Consider the following 21425-nt stretch of genomic DNA (forward strand, 5'->3'; position numbering starts at 1 on the left):
AATCCTTCAGCATCAGCGGCGAAATCTCGCCGGTCCAGGCGCCTTCGTCGGCCCAATGCATGTTCTGGGCTCCGACCATGACGGACGTACCTTGAAGCATCGCCTTGACCTCGCGCGCCGCGGTGAAGGGCGGCATGACGAAGCGCTGGATGCGCGGGTCGCCTTGCGGGTCGGCAAGCAGCCCGCCGGCGAAGGCACGCGCCTCGCCAAGCGTCTTGTTCATCTTCCAGCTTGTGCCGATCCAAACTTGCTGCGGGTGCGTCATGCTAAGGTCACCCGATTTCGCTCACGAGAGCCCTGGCTGTCGCCTCGTCGGTGATGAGACCTTTCAACCGCGCGCTTTTGAGCACCGCGCGGACCGCCTCAACCTTTGTCGGACCGCCGGCGATGGCAATGATGCGGCTATCCGCCGGCCCGTCCAGATCGACGGCGAGCGTGCGAGCGGTCAGCGTCGTTTCCAACACCCGGCCGCGCGCATCGAAAAAGTGGCCGAGCATTTCGCCGACGCCGCCGACGGCAGTGATCTCGGCAATCTCACGCGGCTCGATCATGCCGGTCGCCACGAGCTGGGCGCCTGCATCAGCCGTGCCGATGCCGACGAACTTCAGCGTTGCCCGATTCGACATCTCGAAGATTTCCCGCACGCCGCGCTGCGCCAGGAGCACTTCGCGGTCGTCCGCGGAATTGGCAAAAAATGGTACTGGCATCACGTAGGCCTGTGCGCCGGTCTTTTCGGCCAGTCGATGCATGACGTCGTGCGGATTGGCGGCATAGTTGCGCGTCAGGCCGCCGAGCAGCGAGACGAAGCGGACGCCGGCGGCCTCAAAGCGCGGCAACTGATGCACCGCGGCGGCGAGCGTGCGGCCATGGCCGATGCCGATGACCCTGTCCTCGCCGCGCTCCATCTCGCGACGCAGGAACCTGGCGCCCGCCAGTCCGAGCGCCCGCAACGGAAGACCATCCTCGCCAAGATCCGGCGCGACCTCGCAGAAGTCCAACCCGAAGCGATCGCAGAGCTGGTTCTCCAGCAATGCGCATTCGACGACCTCGCCGTCGATCGAGACTTTGACCGCGCCATCGGCCACAGCCCGCGCGATCAGGCGATGCGCCTTGACCGACGGCAGCCCAAGTCGCCTCGCTACCTCGGCCTGAGTAAGCCCGCCGGCGTAGTGCAACCAGGCGGCACGAATCGCGAGAGACCCTTCAGGGTCCAGTTGACCTGGGCGTATTGACATCTGCAGTCCTTAATCGCGCGTTTGGGCCATTCCCAGCCGGTCAGATCTTCAGGCTTTGCACGCCCGTGTCGATATGGCGAGCCCAGAAGGCTATGCTCTCGGCAATCTGCGGGATGACCTGCCGATCGTTCGGCTCCCGCTCCTTGAAACTCAACTCCAGGCAGATCTCGTTGTCGACGGCGCCACCTTCGGCGAACGCCTTCAGCAGCGGCTCGGGATGGATGCGGCCCCTGGCGTTGAACTCGGCGGTGAAGGGGCGGTGCCCGCCCTTGTCCATCAGGCTTTGCTTGATGTGGATGATCGGCGACAGCTTCGGCACCGCGCGGGCCCAGGCATAAGGATCGTAGTCATCGGGATTGGCGCTGGTCACGTCGCCATGATCGATGTCGGCCATCATCCACATCGGCACCGCCATTTCGGCTTTGGTCAGCCTGTCCTGCAGCTTCAGGCATTCGGCGATCGTGTGGCCGAACTCGCGCCCGATGCTCATCGGCTCCCAGAAAACGTAACGCAACCCGGCTGCCTTGGCGTGCTCGGCCACCTCTGCCCAGCAGTCGACGGCGATCCGGATCAGGTCCTCGCGCCGGGCCGGATCGTCATAATCCTTGAAGGAGAGGATGGCGAACTGGGTGCCGACGCAGACACCGCCGAGGTCGGCGGTGATGTCGGCGAACGTCTTGAACCAATCGACATAGTAGCGGCGCACGTCGCTGTCGGGATGGCCGAAATGATTGAGCCGGCCATAGGGCCCGGTCATGCCGCTTGTGACGCGCACGCCGGTGCGCCGCAGGGCCGCCCTCATCTGCCGAGTCCGGCGCCGGATCACCGGCGCCGGCCAGCTCGGATTGATGAACTCATGGGTCAGCTGCAGGTCGCGCAGCCTGAGGTGGCGCGCGACGGTCTCGACCAGGTCGTCCGCATCGGCGAAGCGGTTGACCAGCGGGTTGGTGTTCAGGGAAAGCGTCAGCGCCATCACGCAGCCTCGGCAATGCGCTCGGCGTCGAACCACATGGCGAAGGCGTCCCGTTCCGCTGCGGTGAGATGCAAGTGGTGCTTGGTGCGCCGAAGCAGGATGTCGTCAGGCGTGCGCGCCCATTCCCTGGCGACGAGATAGCGTACCTCCGCCTCGTAGAGCAGGCCGCCGTGATGGCGGCCAAGGCCATCGAGGCCGGCCGCGTCTTTGACGAGGTCCCTGGTGCGCGCGCCGTAGAGTCGTCCGTAGTGATGCACGAGATCGCGCGGCATCCACGGATAGGCTTCGCGCAGGCCGTTGGCGAAGGTCTCGTAGTCGGCATTGGGGATTTCGCCGCCGGGCAGCGGCGCCTTCTCGGTCCAGTCCTCGCCCATCCGCGGGAAAATATGCTTCAGCCGGTGCATGCCGCGCTCGGCCAATTCGCGGAAAGTGGTGATCTTGCCGCCGAATACGTTGAGCAGCGGCGCGCCGCCGGCCTCGTCGAGGTCGAAGACGTAGTCACGTGTCACTGCGGATGGGTTGCCCTTGCCGTCGTCGAACAGCGGCCGCACGCCGGAGAAGGAGTGCAGCACGTCCTGGCGCCGCAGCTTCTCCTTGAAGTAGCGGTTCACCGCTGCAAGCAGGTAGTCGATCTCGGCCTCGTCGGCCCTGACGTCCTCGGCGCGGCCGTCATAGGCGACGTCGGTGGTTCCGATCAGCGCCATGTCCCCTTCATAGGGGTTGATGAAGATGACGCGTTTGTCGTGGTTCTGCACCAGATAGGCATTCGCGCCCTGCCAGAATTTCGGCACGATGATATGACTGCCTTTGACCAGCCGCACGTTGCGCGATGAGTTCGATCCCGCGACACGTCCAATGACATCCGAAACCCACGGGCCGGCGGCATTGACGAGGCAGCGGGCGCGAAAGACGCGCGTTTGCCCGGTCATCGCGTTTCTCGTCGTCACCGTCCAGGCGCCATTCTCGCGGCGGGCGGAGATCGCAGGTGAGCGGGTGAGCACCTCGGCGCCGCGTTCGGCGGCGCCGAGCGCGTTGAGCACCACCAGCCGCGCATCATCCACCCAGCAGTCGGAATATTCGAAGCCGCGCCTATATTGGTCAAGCAACGGCGTTCCTTCCGGATCGCGCTCGAGGTCGAGGGTGCGCGTGCCCGGCAGCGTCTTTCGGCCGCCCAGATGGTCGTAGAGGAACAAGCCGAACCGTACCAGCCAGGCCGGCCGGTCCTGCGGGCTGTGGGGCAGCACGAAGCGCATCGGCCAGATGATATGGGGCGCTGCCTTGAGCAGAACCTCGCGCTCGATCAGGGCCTCGCGCACCAGCCGGAACTCGTAATATTCGAGATAGCGCAGGCCGCCATGCACCAGCTTGCCGGAGCGCGAGGACGTGCCCTCAGCAAGGTCGTCCTTTTCGCACAGCACCACCGACAGGCCACGGCCAGCCGCGTCCCGGGCGATGCCGGCTCCGTTGATGCCGCCGCCGATGACGAAGAGGTCGACCGTTTTCGGCTCAAGCCCCATCGCGTGCTCCTTCAGGCGTCTCGACGGAACCGCCCGCCGTGGCGCGGCGCTGGGCGGCCAAGGCGTCCCAGGCCGGCCCAAGGGCACGGCGGGCCGTGCCGAATGCCGGAAAAAGCCCGTCATAGACGCCGATCAGCGCCGGATCGGGCGCTTCGGCGGGCCCAAGCAGCGGCGTGACCCAATCGGCGATACAGGCGCCCATGTCGGAATAGGCGCCGATGGCGACCGCCGCCATCATCGCGCAGCCGGCAGCACCCGCCTCCTCGCGCGAAGAGACGCGCACCGGCGCGTGAACTGCCGCCGACAGGATGCTGCGCAATCCCTGCGAGCGGGCCGCGCCGCCCGAAAGCCGCAGCTCCGACGGCAGGTCGCCCATCGCCGCGTAGCAGTCGCGCATGGCGAGGCCCAGCCCCTCGACGACGGCACGGACGAGGCTCGGGTAGCGATGGTTTACGGACAGGCCGACGAAGCCGGCGCGGGCGTTGGCGTTGACGAACGGCCCGCGCTCACCAGCTTCCGAAATATAGGGGTGATAGACGATCTGGCCGGGCTGGCTGTCGCCGAGCCAGCGATCGATGCGGGCGACCAGATCGCGGTGACCGGTCTCGTGCCGGAATTCCTTCAGCACATCCGCGGCGAGACCGAGGACCCAGTCGATGTTGAGCGTGGTCGCCATATTAGACTGGACCTGCGTCACCAGGTCCGGAACCGGCAGGGTGATGACGTAGCCCGAGCCCTCCTTGTTGAGGTGCACGGCTCCGGTCGGCACCGCCCGCATGTGGACGCCGGTCGAGCCGACGATGGAGCAGGCGACGTCGCCCTCACCGCCCCAGACCCCGGCGCCGAGCGCGGTCATGACCATGTCGACATAGCCGAGACAGACAGGAGTGCCCGCTTTCAGACCTGTCTCGGCCGCCGCCGCGGCGGTAAGCGGAGAGGTCACCTTCGTGCCGTCGATGATCTCGGGCAAGAGCTTGCGCCGTCGGGAGAGGCCGAGCGCCTCGATAACGGTGTCGTCGTAGTGGCGAGTGCGGAAATTGCCGAAGGTGAAGCTTGATTCCGACGGGTCGGTGGCGCGCACGCCGGTCAAGTTCAGATAGAGCCAGTCCTTGCAGTGCAACGCCACTTCGGCATGGTCGAGAAGCTCGGGGGCGTGGCGGTCCATATGAGCCATCTGACTGCCCTGCTGGCAGGTGTTGAGCCCGGTTCCCGTCGCCTCGAAACGGGCGCGGCTGAGCGGGCCGGCGGCCAGGCGCTCGACGGTGGGCGCCGCGCGGGCATCGAGCCACAGCCATGCGTCGGCGACCGGCTTGTCTTGCCGACCGACGAGCCAGGTGCCGTCGCCCTGCGCGGTCACCGCAAGCGCCGCGGCACGCGCCGCCAGGTTTTCAACCTTGTCGCCGAGCCCTCGAAGCGCCGCGACGCAGTCGCGCCAGGTCTGGGCGAGCGACTGTGTCGCCGAACCGTCGGCGCCGGACGCGTACAGGTTCGGAACCGAAGCAGACGCAATCTGCCGGCCGTTCAACTCGAAGGCGACCGCCTTGATGACCGACGTACCGGAATCGATACCTATGATGACGTCAGCGGCGGCCACGGGTCTCTGCACGTCCGATGCGACCATGCCTGGATCGGCAACAGGGCAATGTCGGTCTCCTCCTGATTTCCCGCCTGGATCCCGTGAACGGGTGGCGGCGAAAGATACGGTTGCGCACTCCTCCAAAACGGCTTGCGCAATTCATACTAAGTTATCATGGAAATAACACAATGTGTGATTTTTTTTGCAGACATCGAAAATTTTTTCAGTTACGCTGTTGTCAGTCAGGAGGAACTCTAAGATCGTCTCCCGTCGTCTTCAGCAGGCAGGCGGGAAGGCGGACAAACAGGCGAACGGACGCTTCAGGCTTGTTTCAGCTTGCGGTGCAGCACAGCACGGCAGGTATAATTCATCGGAATCAATCGCTTACCGCCGATAACTCGCTCCCGCGGCATTGCTATGCCGTGTCTGCGAGATGGATAATCTCGAGATCGCTATTGCGGCAATCGACAGTAAAAGGCCATTCCGGGAGATGCCGTCTTGAACATCGCATGGCTGGAACCTCTGTTCACAATTCGCACTGAAGCGGAATTCCAATCTAACATGCTTGACGCAAAAGATAACATTAACATAACATAATTCTGACAGATGGGCGTGGAGGAAGACGCTGCGTCGCCGGCCAAGGGTGGAGAAAATCGATGCAAGCAAGCGACCGTTTTATGCACCATCCGGCCGCAGGCGTGCCTGGTGGATGCGCAACGCTTCCGCATCGGCCTCTGCCCGCCCCGTTCCATCGCCGGCAAGGCTCTAAATGATGAACGCCATGTCGCGCCCGACGCCGAAGGCTCCCGCCGCGCCGCGCCGCGGTATGACGATCGCGATCGGTGTTGGCGTCGTGGTCCTTGCCGCGATCGCCCTCGACACGAAGGTGGTGCGGATCGGATCGTCCGCCGACGTCAGCCAGGAGGCGTTTTCGCCCGGCCGTTTCGGCGAGAAGGAGTTCCCGCGCATCCAGGCCTTCGTAGTCGAGCACGCCGTCAACGCCGCTACCTTCGGGCCGGCGGTCATGGCCGACAAGAACGCCGCCGCCAAACAGTACGGAACCGCCTCGTCGACCGGCGCGATCATCCCGATCAGGCTGACGGCGGTGGCGGGCGAAGCGAAGTCCGGCGTCTATGAACTCAAGGCCGACGGCGTGCCGGCCGACATCCATGTGCGTGTGCAGACCGGGCCGGCCATCAACGGCACCGATATTCGCGATGCGACGGGCGACATCGTCTTCGGCAAGTTCAAGAACCAGATCGAATTCCAGGACGCCGGCTCCGGGATCAACCGCGCCATGAAAAAGGCGACACTCGACGGTATCGACACCGCCAGCCTGTCCGGCAAGACGCTGGAGATCTTTGGCGTTTTCCGCCTCATCAACCCGAAGAACTGGCTGATCACGCCGGTGAAGATCACCGTCAAATGAGCGACGCTGCGACCTCCCGGCCGGCCGGCGAAGTGGTTTTGGCGGCGCGCAACATCGCCAAGTCCTATAACGGCGTGAAGGCATTGAAGGGTGTCAATTTCGACATCCACCGCGGCCAGGTGACAACGCTATTCGGCGAGAACGGCGCCGGCAAGTCGACGCTGATGAAGATCCTCTCCGGCGTGGCGCAGCCGACCTCCGGCGAGATCGTTCTCGACGGCCAGCCCATCGTGTTTTCCTCCTCCACCGACGCGCGAAACCACGGCATCTCGATCATTCATCAGGAACTCAGCCTCGCGCCCAATCTATCGGTTCGCGACAACATCTTTATGGGGCGCGAGATCACCGGCCCGACCGGCGTCGACTACGCGGAGGAGGAACGCCAGGTCCGCAGGCTGCTGGCGGAGCTCGAGGAGGACATCGATCCGCTCACCCCTGTCGAGGAACTGCGCCTCGGACAGCAGCAGATCGTCGAGATCGCACGGGCGCTTTCGGTCGACAGCCGGATCCTCATCATGGACGAGCCGACATCGGCGCTTTCGGCCACCGAGGTCGAGGTGCTTTTCAGCGTGATCCGCGACCTTACCGCCAAAGGCGTGTCGATCGTCTACATTTCGCACCATCTGGAGGAGGCCCTGCAGATCACCGATCATGCCGTGGTGCTGCGGGACGGCAATATGACCGCCTACGCGCCGCGCGCCGATATCGATCTTGAATGGATCGTGCGCAACATGGTCGGCGAGAACTATGATCTGGGCAGTCCGCCGACCGGCCATGATTTCGGTCCCATCATGCTCTCGGTCCGCGACCTGACCGTGCCGGATCCGGCCGGCGGCGGCTACAACGTCGTCGACCGCATGTCGCTCGATGTCAGAGCCGGCGAGATCGTCTGCATCTATGGCCTGATGGGAGCCGGCAGGACGGAACTGCTCGAGACCGTCGCCGGCAAACTGAGCGCGACGTCCGGCGAGATCGCGCTCGAGGGCAAAGAGATTTCCCATCTCGCCATTGGCGAGCGCATCGCCCGCGGCCTTGCGCTCGTGCCCGAGGATCGCCAGCGCTACGGGCTCGTTCAGACGATGTCGGTCGGGCAGAATCTTTCGCTCGCCTCGATCAGGGAGTTCACGCGCGGGGTCTTCACATCCCTCAGGCTCGAGCGGGCATTGATCCAGAAATCAATCAGGAACGTGACCGTGAAGACCGACGGACCTGACGTGGCGATCGGGTCGCTGTCCGGCGGCAACCAGCAGAAGGTGGTCATCGGCAAGATGCTCGCCACCGATCCCAAGGTCATTCTGCTGGATGAACCAAGCCGCGGCATCGACATCGGCGCCAAGGCCGAGGTGTTCCGGATCCTGGCTCACCACGCGGCGGCTGGGCAGGCCGTCGTCTTCACGACATCGGAAGTCAACGAATGCCTGTCGATCGCCCACCGCATCATCATCATGCGGCGGGGGCGGATCTCTGCCGAGTTCACTTCGGACATCACCAAGGAAAAGATCATGGCCGCCTCGGGCGAGGCCGTGGCGGCCTGAGCGGAGCACGCGAAAGAACAATGACGCAATCGAGCGCCAACGGCATCTCTTCCCCGGCCGCAGCCGCGAGGGGGACAACCAGTCCCATCAAGCTCTTGCTGAAAGGGCGCGCCTTCTTCGCCCTGATCGCCATCATCATCGTCTTTTCGTTCCTGTCGCCGAACTACCTCACCGTCTCAAATGTGCTGATCATGTCCTCGCACGTCGCCATCTACGGCATACTCGCGATCGGCATGCTGGTGGTCATACTGAGCGGCGGCATCGACCTCTCGGTCGGCTCGATCCTGGCGCTCTGCGGCGTCATCGCCGGCGCGCTCATGCAGGGCGTGGAGTTGAAACCGCTCGGCGTCATCCTTTTTCCGCCCGTTTGGGCGGTGGTCGTGCTGACCTGCGCGCTCGGCGCCTTGCTGGGCGCGCTCAACGGCATCCTCATCGCCTTGTTCCGAGTGCCAGCCTTCGTCACCACCCTCGGCGTCATGTACATGGCGCGCGGCATCGCGCTGCTGATGACCAACGGCCTCACATACAACAATCTCGCCGGCCGGCCGGACCTTGGCAACACCGGCTTCGACTGGCTGGGCTTCAACCGGCTCTTCGGGGTGCCGATCAGCGTGCTGGTGCTGGCGGCCCTCGCCGTGCTGACCGGACTGATGCTCAGCCGCTCCTCCTTCGGTCGTTGGCTGTATGCTTCAGGCGGCAACGAGAACGCAGCCGACCTGTCGGGCGTGCCAGTCAAGCGGGTCAAGATCACGGTGTACACGCTTTCCGGCATCCTGTCGGCCATCGCCGGCCTGGTGCTCTCTTCGCAGTTGACGTCGGCAGGACCAACCGCCGGCACGACCTACGAGCTGACCGCGATCGCGGCCGTGGTCATCGGTGGCGCCGCGCTGACCGGCGGCCGCGGTACCGTGCGAGGCACCATGCTCGGCGCCTTCGTCATCGGCTTTCTTTCGGACGGCCTCGTCATCATCGGCGTGTCCTCCTACTGGCAGACCGTCTTCACCGGCGCCGTCATCGTGCTCGCCGTGCTCATGAACACCATCCAATACGGGGCCCGCGGCATCCGACAGTGACGCCGCGCCTCGCCAAAAGCTTCTCCGGACGCAAGGAGATCGACCGGAAAGAAGGCCGAGAAAATCGGCAAACCGCAATTGCAACCGCAAACTGTAAGAAGGGAGTGAGAGAAATGATCGATAAAGCCAGAAGGATACTGTTGGTCGCCGCCGCGACGCTGCCGTTGATGGCAAGCCATGCCTGGGCGGCGGGCTTGATCAGCATCATCGTGACCGACCCGGCCAATCCCTATTGGCTCACCGAAGGCCAGGTCGCCAAGGCCACGGCCGAGAGCCTCGGCTACACCGCCAATGTCAGCGCCCACAAGGGCGACACCAACACCGAAAGCACAATGATCGACACCGCCATCACCAACAAGTCAGTGGCGATCATCCTCGACCCGGCCAATGCCGACGGTTCAATCGGCGCGGTCAAGAAGGCGATCGCCGCCAACATCCCGGTCTTCCTGGTCAACGCCGAGATCAACCAGGACGGTCTCGCCAAGGCGCAGCTCGTCTCCAACAACGCCCAGGGCGCCGCGATCGGCGCGCAGCAGTGGGTCGAGGCGATCGGCGACAAGGGCAACTATGTCGAGCTGTTCGGCAATCCGGCCGACAACAACGCGGCGACGCGCTCGAACGGCTACGAGACCGTGCTTACCCAGTATCCGGATCTCAAGAAGGCCGGCAAGGAAGTGGCCAACTGGGACCGCACCCAGGGCTACCAGAAAATGCAGTCGCTGCTGCAGGCCCACCCCGACATCGAGGGCGTCATTTCCGGCAACGACGAGATGGCCCTCGGCGCCATCGCGGCGCTGAAGGAAGCCGGAAAGCTCTCCCAGGTCAAGGTCGGCGGCTTCGACGGTTCGCCGGACGCGGTCGCCGCCGTCAAGGCGGGCGAGATGCAGTACACAGTGCTGCAGCCGGTGGCGGTCTTCTCGGCCGAGGCGGTCAAGCAGGCCGACAAGTTCATCAAGACCGGCTCGACAGGTGCTGCCTCCGAGAAGCAGCTCTTCGACTGCGCTCTGATCACCAAGGACAATGTCGACAAATACACCGGGCCGTTCACGCTCTCCCAGTGAACCGCCGGACTGGGGCGCGCGGTGTTGCGCGCCCCTTTTCCTGCCGCGCAAAGGCATTCGATGCGCAAAACACTGCTCGCCCCTAAGGTGCCTGCTTGCCATCGGCGCCAGATATGCGAATGGCATCGGCAGGAGAGGCTTGGATGACAGATCGCGAGATTCGGCCCGAGCAGGCGTTGAGGACCCTTGCCGGGGATCAGGTGCCCGCCGACAGCCGCCACGCGCGCCAGCTGGCGCGCCGCCGGATGATTGCCGAGGCCGTCATGGCCGAGGGTACGATGCGCATCGAGGACCTCACCGAGCGTTTCGGCATCAGCCTGATGACCGCGCATCGCGACTTGGACGAACTGGTCGAAAAGGGATTGCTGCGCAAGACGCGCGGCATCGTCTCGGCCGCCCCGACCAGCCTCATCGAATCGAGCGACATCTACCGCTCCTCGCGCCAGGGAGCCGAGAAGCGCGTGATCGCGCAGGCGGCGGCCGCCTTCCTCGAACCCGGCCAAGCCGTCTTCTTCGACGATTCCACCACCGTCTTGCAGCTCGTGCCGCACCTTGCCGCGCGCGTGCCGCTGACGGCGATCACCAATTCCATCACCCTGATGAACGAGCTCAAGGACACGCGCGACCTGACGCTGCTCGGGCTTGGCGGCCAGTTCTACAACTGGTGCAATGCCTTCATGGGGCCGGTCACGGTCACGGAGATCCGGCGGCTGAGGGCCGATCGCGTCTTCATGTCGATGTCGGCCATCACCGACGGCATGGTGTTCCACCAGTCGCCGGAAATGGTCGAGACCAAGCGCGCCATGTTCGACAGCGCCGCCATGCGCATCCTGCTTGCCGATCACACCAAGTTCGAGCGCCGGGCGCTGCACGCCATGTGCGCGCTGAACGAGTTCGACGTCATCGTCGTTGACGACGGAACGCCGCCCCGCCAGGTCGAGGAGATGAAGGCAGGCGGCATGACTGTCGTCGTCGCCGCCGTGTGCCAAGAAAATGTTACAGCCGGCTGATTGTAACATTAGTTGATGTTAACTTAACATGATGCTACGTGAAGACCCCAGGATATGCACGCGATGTGCATGGCGAGGAACTCATGCCCTGTCTGCTGGGGATCGATAGCGGCCTGACCGTCACCAAGGCGGTGGTTTTCGACAAGGCCGGGATGCCGCTGGCCGTGGCCCGCCGCCGGGTGCCGCAGATCATCTCCGGCCCGCGTCATGTCGAGCGCGACATGAACGGGCTGTGGCGCGCCGCCGCCGAAGCGATCGCGGAAGCGGTCTCCGGCTGCGGCAGACCGCCCACGGACATCGCCGCCGTCGCCGCCACCGCCCATGGCGACGGGCTCTATATGCTCGACCGTGACCGCCAGCCGCTCGGACACGGCATCCTGTCGCTGGACAGCCGGGCCGGAGACGTCGCCGCCCGGTGGCAAACCGACGGGACGGCCAACAAGGCGCTGTCGCGGACCGGCCAGACGCCGCACGCCTCGGCGCCCTCTTCGCTGCTGGCCTGGATGCGCGAGCGGGAGCCGCAGCGCTTTGCCCGCATCGGCCATGTGCTCGCCTGCAAGGACTGGCTGCGCTTCTGCCTGACGGACAGCCTGGGCACCGACCTCACCGAGGCGAGCACTTCGTTCACCGCCGTCGACAGCCAAACCTGCGCGCCGGACATCCTGCCGATCTTCGGTCTCGAAGCGCTCGGCGATGCGCTGCCGCCAGCGGCGCGGCCGGACGCGGTCGTCGGCGCCGTCACGGCACAGGCGGCCCGATCCACGGGCCTGCTTGCCGGCACGCCGGTCGTGGCCGGCCTGCACGACGTGACCGCCTCGGCGCTCGGCATCGGCGGCTATGGCGAAGCTGTGGTCGCCATCGTTGCCGGCACCTATTCGATCAACGAGACGGTCTCCACCGCGCCGCGCATCGACGCCCGCTGGTTCTGCCGCAACGGCTTGAAGCCCGGCGAATGGAACAACATGTCGATCTCGCCGGCATCGGCAGCAAACTACGACTGGTTCCTCGACACGCTGTGCGGTTCCGAGCGGGCGGCGGCGGAAACGGACGGACGCTCGATCCACGCCATCGTCGGCCCTGAAATCGAGGCGGCATTGGCGCGGCCCTCGACGCTGCTCTTCCATCCCTATCTGTTCGGCTCGCCGCATGGCCCGGCCGCCAGCGCCGGCTTCCTTGGACTGCGCGGCTGGCATGACCGCGGCGACATGCTGCGCGCGGTGATCGAAGGCATAGCCTTCAACCATCGCGTCCACGTCGATGCGCTGCGCGAGGGTTTTGCGCCGCGCGAGGTGAGGCTGACCGGCGGCATTTCCCGCAACCCCGTCTTCGCGCAGATCTTTGCCGACGTGCTCGCTATGCCGCTCACGGTGACCGAGACGGAGGAAGCCGCCGCGTGGGGCGCGGCGCTCTGCGCCGGCGCCGGCGTCGGCCTGTTCGCCTCGCCGCGGCACGATCCGCGCGACCTCGCAACACTTGGCCGCACCTACCGGCCCGTCCCCGAGCGCAGCGCCGCCCTGGACAAGCGCTACCGGCTGCACTGCGACATCGCCGACCGTCTCGCCGAGGCCTGGCCATCGATCGAAGCGCTCGCGGAAGGGGGAGAGCGATGAACGCGGACAATCGGCGGCAGGACATTGCCGAGTATGTCATTCAGCATGGCGAGGCGCGCATCGACGAGCTCGTGACGGCGTTCGGCGTCTCGCGCATGACCATCCATCGCCACGTCGATGAACTGGCGCGCCAAGGTGTGCTGCGCAAGCTGCACGGCGCGGTCAGCGCGCAACCGTCCGGCGTCTACGAAAGTCTCTTCCGTTTCCGCGAGACGCATGCGGCGGCGGCCAAGCGGGCGCTCGCCCGGGCGGCTCTGGCGGAGATCGAGCCGGGGCAGGTGGTGCTGCTCGACGATTCGACCACCGCCAACGCGCTCGGCCCGCTCCTGCCGCAGATCGCGCCGCTGACCGTCGTCACCAACAGCCTGTCGCTGGCGGAACAGCTGGTGGGCAAGGGCGAGCTGAAGCTGATCCTGCTCGGCGGCGAATACCATCCGACCTACAATGCCTTCATCGGTCACATCTGCGAGAATGCGCTGCTGAAGATCAGGGTCAATCTGCTCATCTGCTCCGCTTCGGCGATCGACAAGACCGCGACGCTGATCCAGGACCCGCAGGTGGTGCGCGTGAAACAGGCGATGGTCGCGGCGGCCTCGCGCAGGGTGCTGCTCATCGATTCCTCTAAGTTCGGCAAAGTGGCGCTGCACCTGTTTGCAGAGCTCACCGACTTCGATCTCGTGCTCAGCGACGATGGCCTTCCCGACGAGGTTGCCGGTAGCCTGAAGGCGGCCGGGGTCAATCTCAAGATCGTGCCGGTGCAATGACCGGGACGACGCGCGATGTCGATGTGCTCATCATCGGCGCCGGCATCAACGGCGCCGGCCTTTTTCGCGATCTGTGCGAACAGGGCCTGCGGGTCGCGATCGTCGACAAGGCGGATTTCGGTTCCGGCACCAGCGCCGCGCCGTCGCGGCTCATCCATGGCGGCATCAAATATCTCGAAACGGGCGAGTTGGGCCTCGTTGCGCAATCGACTCTGGAACGCAACCTGCTGCTGCGCAATGCACCGCACGCCGTGCGGCCGCTGCCGACCGTCATCCCGATCTTTTCCTGGATGACGGGCATCGGGGCGGCGCTGCGCACCCTTTTCGGCAGCACGACCGCACCACGCGGCCGCGGCGCTCTGCTGATCAAGATCGGCCTTGCCATGTATGACTTCTACGGCGCCCGCCGCCGCGTCATGCCCCGGCATAGCATGTGGTCGAAAGCGCGGGCGCTGAGCGAGATACCGCCGTTGACACCTGGCATCGTGGCGGCCGGCACGTACTATGACGCCACCGTCCGTCATCCCGAGCGGCTGGTGCTTGAACTTCTTCAAGACGGCGTCAGGGCCAGCCCTGAATCCGAGGCCTTTAATTATGTGCAATTGCTGGGCAGCGACGGCAGTGTCGTGCGCTTCGCTCTGCCGGGCGGTGGCGAGCTCGGCTTGCGGCCGCGCATCCTGGTCAACGCGGCGGGGCCATGGATCGACCATGTCAACACAGCGCTCGGCGTCCCGTCACGGTTGATCGGCGGCACCAAGGGTTCGCACATCGTCCTCGACCATCCCGACCTGCTGCGGGCGCTGAACGGCCGCATGATCTATTTCGAGGCCAATGACGGCCGCATATGCCTGGTGTTCGACTATATCGGCCGGGTGCTGGTCGGCTCAACCGACACCCGCGCCGCCGACCCCGAGACGGTGCGCTGCGAGGATGACGAGATCGACTATTTCCTGGCGAGCCTGCGCGAACTCCTGCCCGGTCTTGCCTTCGGACGCGAACAGATCGTCTATGCCTATTCAGGCATCCGCCCGCTGCCCGCATCGGACGGCACGGCGCCGGGCCTGATCAGCCGTGACCACTCGGCGCCCGTCATGGAAATCGAGGTCGGCCGGAATTGGCCGATCGTCTCATTGGTAGGCGGCAAGTGGACGACCTTCCGCGGTTTCGCCGAAGAGGTAACGGACATGCTGCTGTCCAGGCTTGGCCAGCCCAGGCGAGTGAGCACGCAAAGCCTCGCCATCGGCGGCGGCCGCGATTTTCCGGCCGATGCGGCAGCGCATGCCCGCTGGATATCCGCGGTCGCGGCTGAAACAGGAGCATCGGCGGCGCGTGCCGAAGTACTCCTCGACCGCTATGGAACGACGGCCCATGTTATTCTGGCGCACGAAGCCGAACGACAGGTGGAGCCGCTTGCCGGTGCGTTCGAATATACGCTGGCGGAAATTGATTGGCTGGCGCGCAACGAAAATGTCGTCCACCTGGCGGACATCGTCATGCGGCGCACCGCACTGGCGATCACGGGCCGGCTCAGCCGCAGCAACCTTGAGCAAATTGCCGACACCCTAGCGGTTGCGCTGGCGTGGAACGCCGGACGGCGCAAGAAGGAGCTGGAAGCGACTTCAAAGGAACTCACGGAGCGGCACCGATTTTGCTTTGAATAGCCGAGATGCCATTGCCAGGCGATTTCGAAGAGATTGCCGGGCATGACAGACCTCCGCACCCTTGTTTTCCACCACCTGATGACCTTCCTATGCCGTCGTCCGATGGTTTTGCTACCGAATGCTTAGTCGGCACCAACAAAGGCCTTTGAGGCGCGACGGCGAGCCGATTGGCGAGATTGCCCGCGCGGATTGTGCACGAACCCTAGCTGCGCTGCCCTGCAATTCTAACAAGCTGGTTGAGTTCCGAAGGAAGGCCTTAGGGAGTTGGCCAAACTGGCGAATCAAGCGATGTCACGCTCCTCTCGCAAGGCACAGTGCGCCCGGACGCGGCTATTGGGGATCGAAGCCGGCCAACTGCGCCGAGAACGCCGCTTTGGTCCTACTTGACCGTTGATTGTTGCAGCCCAGTGCCTGCGATTTCTCCGGGGCTGCTTTCGAAGTCGAAGAGCCTTTGGGTCGCAAGCGCCGCGGCGCCACGCGCCCAGGAATCGTCTGCCCAATCGGGTGTAATCGGCGGCGGACCCCACATGGCATAGCGCTTCAATGCATCGCGCATTGGCCCGAACAGATAGTCGCCAAACGTGACGGCTTCGCCCCCGCCGACAATCACTTCCGGATCGATGATATTGCAGAAGCCGCCCAGGTATCGTCCAATCCCCTCGCCTGCCTCCTGCAACAGGTCTATGGCTGCCCGGTCGCCAGTCTTTGCCGCGTTCAGCATGTCGTGGCGCGTCACTTCACCAGGGAGTCGCCTGGCCTCTTTCCATCGCCGCACCAGAGCCGGTTCCGAGAAGAAGGTCTGCAGGCAACCGCGCCTGCCACACTCGCATGGCGGCCCGTTCGGATCGTATGTCGAGTGACCCATCTTGCCCGCGGCGCCATTCGCGCCGTGATGGACGGAGCCATCGATGACCACCGCGCAACTGATGCCGGCCCCGATGGCCAGGGCCCCGACGGTGCGATGATGCCGGCCAAGTCCGAACAGTTGTTGCGCGAGCGCAAATGCGTTGGTGTCATCATCCGCCCAGACGGGTACACGCACGCGTTCGGCAAGCATCGCAGCGATCGGCACATCGGCCCAATTGAACCGGTGGCTCAACCGGCAGACGCCGTTATCGATGACGCCTGGTACAGCGATGCCGATCCCGCTGAGCTGGGCGCCTGTCGGTGCCCTGCGGTCGGAAACCAGCTCCTCGACTGCCGAGGCGCAGGCCTCCACCGTACTTTGTGGCGACGGATCGGGGACAGCGACCTGCTTCGTAACAAGTGGAGTGGTGGCAAGATCGGTCAGCACGCAATCGATGCCGCCTACCTTCAGCTTGAGCCCGGCGACGAGCCTGCCGGCGTAGTTTATATTGATCGGGATAGGTCGACGTCCCGGGGCGCCAAGACTCGCCTCTCCTTCCACCAGAATATTTTCCTCGAGCAATTCAGACACGACGAAGGTCACGGCGGCCGGGCTAAGGCCCGTAACGGAGGCGATTTCGGCGCGGCTTATAGCACCTTGCCTTCGCAGCAGGTTGAGTATCAACCGCCGGTTGATCGCGCGGGCCGTTTGCTGATCGCCTTTGAGCTTCATCTCTGCCTCATAATTAATTTTGTAAATTAAGTATTGACCATTCGGACATCCATACGCTACGATTTTACATGGTTCAATTGGAATCCGGCTGTTCTCAGGGAGGAGATAGAAGCCATGACCACCGACTTTTCCGCGTTCACCACAACAAGGCGCCGTTTCCTCAAGGGCACTGGCGCGGCACTCGCCGCTTCGGCGACTGGTCTTTGCCTCCCGGCCTTGGCCCAGGCGCAGGAAATCACCATCATTTCCAACCTCAGCAATGTCGAGCAACGCCAGATCCTGCAGCGGCTCGCGAGCGAGTATGAGGCAAAATCGGGCGCCAAGATCGTCATCAACAACATGGACCACGAGGCCCATAAGACGGCCATCCGCAGCTATCTTGTCGTCGGCGCTCCGGACATCTGTTTCTGGTTCTCAGGAAATCGGATGAAGGCCTTCGTAACGAAGGGTTTGTTCGACGACATCTCCGATCTGTTCGCCAAGGAGAACTACAAGAGCGTTCTCGGCGCCACCACAAGCGCTGTCACCGTCGGCGGCAAGCACTATGGCCTGCCGATGGGAGGTCTTCTCTGGGGCCTCTTCTATCGCAAGGATGTCTTCGCCGAACACAATTGGACGCCGCCCAAAACCTGGAACGACTTCCTCGCCTTCGGCGAGGCGGCCAAGTCCGCGACGATGATCCCAATCAGCATGGGCACCAAGGAGCTTTGGCCGGCGGGCGGCTGGTTCGACCATATGAACCTGCGCATCAACGGGCTCGACAAGCACATCGCACTGATGGACGGCAAAGTTCCGTACACCGATCCGATGCTGACGCCAGTCTTCGACAAATGGAACGATCTGATCAAGGGGGGTTTCTTCTCGCCGAACCACAGTTCGTTCGGTTGGGAGCAGGCGGGTGCTGCCCTAGCGCAAAAGAAGGCGGCAATGATGGACCTGGGCGGCTTCGTTCGATCCGCCTTTCCGGAAGCGGACTTGCCTCAGCTTGCCTACGCGCCATTTCCCGAGATCGTTCCCGGGGTCGCCCGCTACGAGGATTTTTCGGTCAACTCCATCCACGTTCCGGCGAATGCGAAGAACAAGCAGGGTGCGCGCGACTTCCTCGCCTTTTTCTACAAACCGGAAAATCTGGGCGCATTCCTCGCCGCCGAAGGCGCCATCCCGCCTCGCAACGACTGCCCGCCAAGCAAGGACCCGCTGGTCAATGCTGCGGTCGAGGAACTGAAGAAAGTGGTTGGCACGTCGCAATACTACGATCGCGACACCGATCCGGACATGGCCCAGGAAGGGATGGCGGGGCTGCAGGAATTCATGGTCAAGCCTGAGCGACGTGAGCAGATACTCAAGCGCCTCGATAAAACCCGCAAGAGAATCTTCGGTTGATCCTCCCTGGCTGACGGGCGCCGCCTTTCGGCGGCTCCCGTCTCTTTTTTCGGATGGAATGCCATGTCTCGTGTCTGGCGCAGAAATCGTCATTGGTTGACGCCGGTACTTTTTCTGCTGCCGGGCCTCATCCTGTTCGGCTCGGTGATCCTTGCCGCCTCCATCGAGACGGTCTGGATTTCGCTGCACGACTGGGATGGGATTGGTGCCAAGACCTGGGTCGGGCTCGCCAACTATGTCGAACTGGCAGACGATCCGCAGTTCTACGTCTCGCTCAAGAACAACATCATCTGGCTGCTGATCTTCATGCTGGCGCCGCCGATCGGCCTGGCGCTTGCGCTGATCGTGAATCAGCAGATCCGTGGCATGCGCATCCTCAAGTCGCTGTTCTTCGTGCCGCTTGTGCTGGCGACCGTCACCGTCGGTGTCGTGTTTGGATGGGTCTATGATCCAAACTTCGGGCTGCTGCAGCTTCTCTTCGGCGCCTTTGGCGGCACCGCCCCGGCGCTGCTTTCAGACGAGACCTTCGTCACCTTCGCGGTGGCCGCCGCCGGTCTGTGGCCACAGATCGCGTTCTGCATGATCCTGTTCCTGGCGGGACTGAACAGCCTCAACGACGATCTGATCGCCGCCGGACGGGTCGACGGTGCGCGCGGCTGGCGCATGTTGCGCCATGTTGTCCTGCCGCAATTGTCGCAGGTCGGCTTCATCGCCATCGCGGTGACGGTGATCGGTGCGCTGCGCTCCTTCGACATGATCGCGGTCATGACCAGTGGCGGCCCCTATGGCTCGTCCACCGTGCTCGCCTACCAGATGTATCAGGAGTCGATTTTTTCCTACCGCTTTGGCTACGGCGCCGCGATCGCCACGGTGCTGTTCGTGATCATGATCGTCTTCATCGCCTGGTATCTCAATGGCCTCATCAAGGCCGAGCGGAGCAACGCCTAATGTACCCGCGCCCCATTCCCGAAAATGCGAGGATCCAGCGAGCCCTCTATCTAAGTAGTGTCACCCTGGTCGTAATCCTGTGGCTGCTGCCTCTGCTCGCCGTCATGCTGACCTCGATCCGTTCCAACGAGGAGCTGATGGCTGGCAACTATTGGGGCTGGCCGCAGAAATTCAGCCTGATCGATAACTACAAGGCGGTTTTCGAGCAGACCGCCATGCTGCGCTTTTTCCTCAACAGCCTGCTGATCACCATACCGTCCGTCATCGGCGTTCTCATCCTGTCGACACTGACCGGCTTCGTCTTGTCGCGCTACCCGTTCCGCGGCTCCAACCTCATTTTCGCCCTCTTCGTCGGCGGCAATTTCCTGCCGGCGCAGATCATGATGATCCCGGTCCGCGACCTGATGGTGAGGCTGGGTCTTTACGACACCGTCTATGCGCTGATCGTTTTCCACATCGCTTTCCAGACCGGTTTCGCCACGCTTTTCATGCGCAACTTCATCGCCGCTCTGCCGGGCGAACTGTTCCAGGCGGCGCGCGCCGAAGGCGCCTCGCCGTTCCAGACATTGCGCCACGTGGTGGTTCCTCTGGTCCGGCCGGCACTGGCGGCACTGGCCATCCTCACCTTCACCTTCGTCTGGAACGACTATTTCTGGGCGATCGTCCTTACCCAGAGTGACGCGGTCAAACCCGTTACCGCAGGCTTGAACAATCTGCGCGGCGAATGGACATCGGCTTGGAACATCGTCTCGGCGGCCACGATCTTCGTCGCCCTGCCCCCGGTCGTGATGTTCTTCATGATGCAGAAGCACTTTGTCGCCGGCCTCACCATGGGAGCCGTCAAGGGATGATCCGACGCGAACCCTGCCGCACCCGACACGCACGGAAAGGCGCCTCGATATGAGCAGCGTGGAATTGCGTAAAGTCGACAAGCACTATGCCGGCTACCATGCCCTGAAGACGGTCGACCTGAAGATCGAAAAGGGCGAGTTCGTCGTCATGGTCGGCCCGTCCGGCTGCGGAAAGTCGACATTGCTGAAGACGATCGCCGGGCTGGAAACCATCAACTCCGGCCACATCGTGATCAACGGGCGCGACGTCACCAGGGAAGAACCCGGCGACCGCGGCATCGCAATGGTCTTCCAGTCCTATGCACTCTACCCACATATGACCGTCGCCGAGAACATGGGCTTCGGCCTGCGGATGGCCAAGCGGCCCAAGACCGAGATCGACGCCGCCGTCAAACGCGCAGCACGGATCCTGCGTCTGGAGGAGCAGCTCGACAAGCGGCCGAAACAATTGTCGGGCGGGCAGCGCCAGCGCGTCGCGATCGGCCGCGCGATCACCCGCTCGCCCGAGGTGTTCCTGTTCGATGAGCCGCTGTCGAACCTCGATGCCGCGCTGCGCACTCAGATGCGAGTGGAACTTTCGGGTCTGCACGCGCAGCTTGGATCGACGATGATCTACGTTACCCACGACCAGGTCGAGGCGATGACCATGGCCGACCGGATCGTGGTCCTCAACAAAGGCCGGATCGAGCAGGTCGGGTCTCCGCTGGAGCTCTACACCAACCCTGCGAACATTTTCGTCGCGGGCTTCCTCGGCGCGCCACGCATGAATTTCATCGAAGCGAAAGCAGTGAGCGTCGATGCATCCGGCGTCTCGGTAGCCGCCGCTGGCCTCCCGGCCATCACCTTGGATGGCATCGACGCCGGCGGCCTTTCGGCTGGTGACGCCGTGACCATCGGCATCCGGCCGGAGGCCCTGCGTGTCGTCGACCCAAGCGACGGCGTAATGCCGGCCTTCTCCGGCCAGGTGCGTCTGGTCGAGCAGTTGGGGCGCGAAACCGTCCTCTACGTCGACGCCTCTCCGCTTCAGACGACCAATTCCGACAGCGGCACCGGCAATTTCACGCTTCAGCTCAACAAGGTTTCCGCGATCAGCGTCAGCGCCACGTTGCAGGTGACCTTCGACATCGTCGACGCCTACCTCTTCGGCCCCGATGGCCGCACCCTCACGCCAGGAAAACCAGTCGCCTCAATCTGAACCTCGAAGTTTCGAAAGTCCCATA

18 protein-coding genes are annotated in these 21425 nt (G+C 63.9%); 12 read left to right on the forward strand and 6 right to left on the reverse strand.

Features of this window, described 5'->3' with window-relative positions; translation table 11 throughout:
- From CK220_RS26145 to CK220_RS26165, 5 genes are all read right to left on the reverse strand, one after another.
- Positions 1-265: triose-phosphate isomerase (locus CK220_RS26145; protein ID WP_176479219.1), on the reverse strand; the 265-nt coding region annotated here is incomplete at its 3' end.
- Positions 266-272: 7 nt separating this feature from the next.
- A complete protein-coding gene (locus CK220_RS26150) occupies positions 273-1235 on the reverse strand; it encodes a sugar-binding transcriptional regulator (RefSeq protein ID WP_095814288.1) in 963 nt (320 codons plus the stop codon).
- Positions 1236-1275: 40 nt separating this feature from the next.
- Positions 1276-2208, reverse strand: a complete 933-nt coding sequence (locus tag CK220_RS26155) for a TIM barrel protein (RefSeq protein WP_095814289.1) — start codon at positions 2206-2208, stop codon at positions 1276-1278.
- Positions 2208-3725, reverse strand: a complete 1518-nt coding sequence (locus CK220_RS26160; protein ID WP_095814290.1) for a glycerol-3-phosphate dehydrogenase — start codon at positions 3723-3725, stop codon at positions 2208-2210. The genes CK220_RS26155 and CK220_RS26160 overlap by 1 nt, the downstream gene beginning before the upstream one ends.
- A complete protein-coding gene (locus CK220_RS26165; RefSeq protein ID WP_095814291.1) occupies positions 3715-5346 on the reverse strand; it encodes an FGGY-family carbohydrate kinase in 1632 nt (543 codons plus the stop codon). The genes CK220_RS26160 and CK220_RS26165 overlap by 11 nt, the downstream gene beginning before the upstream one ends.
- A gap of 736 nt (positions 5347-6082) precedes the next feature.
- On the opposite strand from CK220_RS26165, the gene CK220_RS26170 reads away from it, so the two are divergent.
- From CK220_RS26170 to CK220_RS26205, 8 genes are all read left to right on the forward strand, one after another.
- On the forward strand, positions 6083-6730 hold the full coding sequence (locus tag CK220_RS26170; RefSeq protein ID WP_210201451.1) for a DUF2291 domain-containing protein: 648 nt from the start codon (positions 6083-6085) through the stop codon (positions 6728-6730).
- Positions 6727-8265: a sugar ABC transporter ATP-binding protein gene (locus tag CK220_RS26175; RefSeq protein ID WP_095814292.1), complete on the forward strand. Its 1539-nt coding sequence runs from the start codon at positions 6727-6729 to the stop codon at positions 8263-8265. Before CK220_RS26170 ends, CK220_RS26175 begins: the two co-directional genes overlap by 4 nt.
- 20 nt (positions 8266-8285) lie before the next feature.
- Complete coding sequence (locus CK220_RS26180) at positions 8286-9338, forward strand: ABC transporter permease (protein ID WP_095814293.1); 1053 nt, start codon at positions 8286-8288, stop codon at positions 9336-9338.
- 113 nt (positions 9339-9451) lie between these two features.
- Positions 9452-10399: a D-ribose ABC transporter substrate-binding protein gene (locus tag CK220_RS26185; protein ID WP_095814294.1), complete on the forward strand. Its 948-nt coding sequence runs from the start codon at positions 9452-9454 to the stop codon at positions 10397-10399.
- A gap of 143 nt (positions 10400-10542) precedes the next feature.
- Positions 10543-11409, forward strand: a complete 867-nt coding sequence (locus CK220_RS26190; RefSeq protein ID WP_095814295.1) for a DeoR/GlpR family DNA-binding transcription regulator — start codon at positions 10543-10545, stop codon at positions 11407-11409.
- Positions 11410-11492: 83 nt separating this feature from the next.
- Positions 11493-13019, forward strand: coding sequence for an FGGY-family carbohydrate kinase (locus CK220_RS26195; RefSeq protein WP_095814363.1), 1527 nt, complete (start codon positions 11493-11495; stop codon positions 13017-13019).
- Entirely contained in the window at positions 13016-13783 is a 768-nt protein-coding gene (locus CK220_RS26200; protein ID WP_095814296.1) for a DeoR/GlpR family DNA-binding transcription regulator, read from the forward strand. The genes CK220_RS26195 and CK220_RS26200 overlap by 4 nt, the downstream gene beginning before the upstream one ends.
- On the forward strand, positions 13780-15444 hold the full coding sequence (locus CK220_RS26205; protein ID WP_095814297.1) for a glycerol-3-phosphate dehydrogenase/oxidase: 1665 nt from the start codon (positions 13780-13782) through the stop codon (positions 15442-15444). Before CK220_RS26200 ends, CK220_RS26205 begins: the two co-directional genes overlap by 4 nt.
- 379 nt (positions 15445-15823) lie before the next feature.
- Here CK220_RS26205 and CK220_RS26210 read toward each other — a convergent pair whose 3' ends face one another.
- Positions 15824-17023 (reverse strand): ROK family protein, encoded by a 1200-nt coding sequence (locus CK220_RS26210; RefSeq protein WP_095814298.1) that lies wholly within the window; start codon positions 17021-17023, stop codon positions 15824-15826.
- Positions 17024-17137: 114 nt separating this feature from the next.
- Here CK220_RS26210 and CK220_RS26215 point away from each other — a divergent pair, with 114 nt between their 5' ends.
- The 4 genes from CK220_RS26215 (at position 17138) to ugpC (ending at position 21400) form a co-directional block, all read left to right on the forward strand.
- Complete coding sequence (locus CK220_RS26215; protein ID WP_095814299.1) at positions 17138-18406, forward strand: ABC transporter substrate-binding protein; 1269 nt, start codon at positions 17138-17140, stop codon at positions 18404-18406.
- A 63-nt stretch (positions 18407-18469) separates the two neighbouring features.
- A complete protein-coding gene (locus CK220_RS26220) occupies positions 18470-19354 on the forward strand; it encodes a sugar ABC transporter permease (protein WP_095814300.1) in 885 nt (294 codons plus the stop codon).
- Complete coding sequence (locus CK220_RS26225) at positions 19354-20205, forward strand: carbohydrate ABC transporter permease (RefSeq protein WP_095814301.1); 852 nt, start codon at positions 19354-19356, stop codon at positions 20203-20205. The genes CK220_RS26220 and CK220_RS26225 overlap by 1 nt, the downstream gene beginning before the upstream one ends.
- A 49-nt stretch (positions 20206-20254) precedes the next feature.
- A complete protein-coding gene (gene ugpC, locus CK220_RS26230; protein WP_095814302.1) occupies positions 20255-21400 on the forward strand; it encodes a sn-glycerol-3-phosphate ABC transporter ATP-binding protein UgpC in 1146 nt (381 codons plus the stop codon).
- Positions 21401-21425: the final 25 nt, after the last annotated feature.

This window comes from Mesorhizobium sp. WSM3860, from assembly GCF_002294995.1.
Taxonomy (GTDB): domain Bacteria; phylum Pseudomonadota; class Alphaproteobacteria; order Rhizobiales; family Rhizobiaceae; genus Mesorhizobium.

Bases quoted from the DNA above. Each gene is read 5' to 3' on its own strand.
- ugpC (WP_095814302.1), top strand. From the start codon at position 20,255: ATGAGCAGCGTGGAATTGCGTAAAGTCGACAAGCACTATGCCGGCTAC.
- CK220_RS26175 (WP_095814292.1), top strand. From the start codon at position 6,727: ATGAGCGACGCTGCGACCTCCCGGCCGGCCGGCGAAGTGGTTTTGGCG.
- CK220_RS26225 (WP_095814301.1), top strand. From the start codon at position 19,354: ATGTACCCGCGCCCCATTCCCGAAAATGCGAGGATCCAGCGAGCCCTC.
- CK220_RS26180 (WP_095814293.1), top strand. From the start codon at position 8,286: ATGACGCAATCGAGCGCCAACGGCATCTCTTCCCCGGCCGCAGCCGCG.
- CK220_RS26185 (WP_095814294.1), top strand. From the start codon at position 9,452: ATGATCGATAAAGCCAGAAGGATACTGTTGGTCGCCGCCGCGACGCTG.
- CK220_RS26150 (WP_095814288.1), bottom strand. From the start codon at position 1,235: ATGTCAATACGCCCAGGTCAACTGGACCCTGAAGGGTCTCTCGCGATT.
- CK220_RS26195 (WP_095814363.1), top strand. From the start codon at position 11,493: ATGCCCTGTCTGCTGGGGATCGATAGCGGCCTGACCGTCACCAAGGCG.
- CK220_RS26215 (WP_095814299.1), top strand. From the start codon at position 17,138: ATGACCACCGACTTTTCCGCGTTCACCACAACAAGGCGCCGTTTCCTC.
- CK220_RS26210 (WP_095814298.1), bottom strand. From the start codon at position 17,023: ATGAAGCTCAAAGGCGATCAGCAAACGGCCCGCGCGATCAACCGGCGG.
- CK220_RS26205 (WP_095814297.1), top strand. From the start codon at position 13,780: ATGACCGGGACGACGCGCGATGTCGATGTGCTCATCATCGGCGCCGGC.
- CK220_RS26190 (WP_095814295.1), top strand. From the start codon at position 10,543: ATGACAGATCGCGAGATTCGGCCCGAGCAGGCGTTGAGGACCCTTGCC.
- CK220_RS26220 (WP_095814300.1), top strand. From the start codon at position 18,470: ATGTCTCGTGTCTGGCGCAGAAATCGTCATTGGTTGACGCCGGTACTT.
- CK220_RS26160 (WP_095814290.1), bottom strand. From the start codon at position 3,725: ATGGGGCTTGAGCCGAAAACGGTCGACCTCTTCGTCATCGGCGGCGGC.
- CK220_RS26200 (WP_095814296.1), top strand. From the start codon at position 13,016: ATGAACGCGGACAATCGGCGGCAGGACATTGCCGAGTATGTCATTCAG.
- CK220_RS26170 (WP_210201451.1), top strand. From the start codon at position 6,083: ATGTCGCGCCCGACGCCGAAGGCTCCCGCCGCGCCGCGCCGCGGTATG.
- CK220_RS26165 (WP_095814291.1), bottom strand. From the start codon at position 5,346: ATGGTCGCATCGGACGTGCAGAGACCCGTGGCCGCCGCTGACGTCATC.
- CK220_RS26155 (WP_095814289.1), bottom strand. From the start codon at position 2,208: ATGGCGCTGACGCTTTCCCTGAACACCAACCCGCTGGTCAACCGCTTC.